Source organism: Telluria sp. AZSoR62 (genome assembly GCF_058111565.1).
The window spans coordinates 1-320 of sequence record NZ_JBYTST010000199.1 but is presented as its reverse complement, the minus strand read 5'-3'; the positions used below and the strand labels follow the sequence as shown (position 1 = coordinate 320).

Genomic DNA, 320 nt, shown 5'->3' with positions numbered 1-320 from the left:
AAATTGTTAAGCAGTCATGCCCTCATAATGAAGAACTTGCTCTCGCCGCGCTCCGTGATCTACCGAACCTTGGAGCGAAAAGACGAGTAGTAAAGGAAGATACACTTCGGCGGTTGGACGCAACTGATTTTGAAGAAGGCATGCCTCGGTTGGCCTTTCGAATCATCCAAGCCAATGTTGAAGCTCTCTTTGCAAAGAAGATGGTCCCTGAATCGTACGTCAAGGCTGCTCAGTGGGTTTTCGGAAGATCATTCGGAGAATGGACCTTTGAAAACTGCTGCGCCGTCCTGGGAGCTCGCATAGACGTGATCCGACTCAGA

1 pseudogene is annotated in these 320 nt (G+C 49.7%); it reads left to right on the top strand.

Annotated elements, in window-relative coordinates:
* A pseudogene (locus AC3XQU_RS23505) lies at positions 1-320 on the top strand (hypothetical protein); the annotation flags it as partial.